Source organism: Staphylococcus sp. McC-251-APC-3A2, assembly GCF_009695665.1.
Classification (GTDB): Bacteria; Bacillota; Bacilli; order Staphylococcales; family Staphylococcaceae; genus Staphylococcus; species Staphylococcus cohnii.
The window spans coordinates 1-1677 of record NZ_VUNO01000021.1; the positions used below are offsets into that span (position 1 = coordinate 1).

General features: G+C 49.5%; 1 rRNA gene. It reads left to right on the forward strand.

Going from position 1 to position 1677, the window contains the following annotated elements:
• Positions 1 to 43 precede the first annotated feature (43 nt).
• A 16S ribosomal RNA gene (locus tag FYJ81_RS12960) occupies positions 44 to 1596 on the forward strand.
• Positions 1597 to 1677: the final 81 nt, after the last annotated feature.

The following is a 1677-nucleotide window of genomic DNA, read 5'->3' on the forward strand; positions in this document are numbered from 1 at the left end:
ATAACACAAATTAGTATTTTATGAGCTAATCAAACATCATATTTTTATGGAGAGTTTGATCCTGGCTCAGGATGAACGCTGGCGGCGTGCCTAATACATGCAAGTCGAGCGAACAGATAAGGAGCTTGCTCCTTTGACGTTAGCGGCGGACGGGTGAGTAACACGTGGGTAACCTACCTATAAGACTGGAATAACTCCGGGAAACCGGGGCTAATGCCGGATAACATTTAGAACCGCATGGTTCTAAAGTGAAAGATGGTTTTGCTATCACTTATAGATGGACCCGCGCCGTATTAGCTAGTTGGTAAGGTAACGGCTTACCAAGGCAACGATACGTAGCCGACCTGAGAGGGTGATCGGCCACACTGGAACTGAGACACGGTCCAGACTCCTACGGGAGGCAGCAGTAGGGAATCTTCCGCAATGGGCGAAAGCCTGACGGAGCAACGCCGCGTGAGTGATGAAGGTCTTCGGATCGTAAAACTCTGTTATTAGGGAAGAACAAATGTGTAAGTAACTATGCACGTCTTGACGGTACCTAATCAGAAAGCCACGGCTAACTACGTGCCAGCAGCCGCGGTAATACGTAGGTGGCAAGCGTTATCCGGAATTATTGGGCGTAAAGCGCGCGTAGGCGGTTTCTTAAGTCTGATGTGAAAGCCCACGGCTCAACCGTGGAGGGTCATTGGAAACTGGGAAACTTGAGTGCAGAAGAGGAAAGTGGAATTCCATGTGTAGCGGTGAAATGCGCAGAGATATGGAGGAACACCAGTGGCGAAGGCGACTTTCTGGTCTGTAACTGACGCTGATGTGCGAAAGCGTGGGGATCAAACAGGATTAGATACCCTGGTAGTCCACGCCGTAAACGATGAGTGCTAAGTGTTAGGGGGTTTCCGCCCCTTAGTGCTGCAGCTAACGCATTAAGCACTCCGCCTGGGGAGTACGACCGCAAGGTTGAAACTCAAAGGAATTGACGGGGACCCGCACAAGCGGTGGAGCATGTGGTTTAATTCGAAGCAACGCGAAGAACCTTACCAAATCTTGACATCCTTTGACCACTCTAGAGATAGAGCCTTCCCCTTCGGGGGACAAAGTGACAGGTGGTGCATGGTTGTCGTCAGCTCGTGTCGTGAGATGTTGGGTTAAGTCCCGCAACGAGCGCAACCCTTAAACTTAGTTGCCAGCATTTAGTTGGGCACTCTAAGTTGACTGCCGGTGACAAACCGGAGGAAGGTGGGGATGACGTCAAATCATCATGCCCCTTATGATTTGGGCTACACACGTGCTACAATGGACAATACAAAGGGCAGCTAAACCGCGAGGTCATGCAAATCCCATAAAGTTGTTCTCAGTTCGGATTGTAGTCTGCAACTCGACTACATGAAGCTGGAATCGCTAGTAATCGTAGATCAGCATGCTACGGTGAATACGTTCCCGGGTCTTGTACACACCGCCCGTCACACCACGAGAGTTTGTAACACCCGAAGCCGGTGGAGTAACCATTTATGGAGCTAGCCGTCGAAGGTGGGACAAATGATTGGGGTGAAGTCGTAACAAGGTAGCCGTATCGGAAGGTGCGGCTGGATCACCTCCTTTCTAAGGATATATTCGGAACATCTTCTTTAGAAGATGAGAAGGAATAACATTGACATATTGTATTCAGTTTTGAATGCTCAT